Origin of the sequence: Rhodococcus sp. T2V, assembly GCF_029269925.1 — a bacterium.
GTDB classification, from domain to species: Bacteria; Actinomycetota; Actinomycetes; order Mycobacteriales; family Mycobacteriaceae; genus Rhodococcus_F; species Rhodococcus_F koreensis.
This window is the reverse complement of record NZ_JARJBD010000430.1, coordinates 1-381: the sequence shown is the minus strand read 5'-3', so window position 1 is coordinate 381 and position 381 is coordinate 1. Positions and strand designations below refer to the sequence as shown.

General features: G+C 67.5%; 1 pseudogene. It reads left to right on the top strand.

The annotated features are described in order from the left end of the window. Positions 1-381 (top strand): annotated as a pseudogene (locus P3H15_RS54700) (hypothetical protein); the annotation flags it as partial.

Sequence of the window (381 nt, the reverse complement as noted above, 5' to 3'; positions counted from 1 at the left end):
CGAAGCCACCCTCACCACCCACCCCGACATCACCCACGCCGCGGTGACGGTACACCACGACCCCCACACCGGCGACCGACTCGTCGGCTACATCGTCCCCCGCGACCACACCCCCCTCGACCCCACCGCCATCCACGCCTTCGCCGCCGAACACCTCCCCGACTACATGCTGCCCAACCCCATCACCATCCTCGACGCACTACCCCTGACCACCAACGGCAAGATCGACCGCCGCGCACTCCCCGCACCCGCACTACCAACACCCCAGTACCGGCCACCGACCACCACTGTGGAAGGAATCGTCGCCGACACCTTCGCCGACGTCCTCGGCCACGACCAAATCGGACTCGACGACGACTTCTTCACCCTCGGCGGCAACTC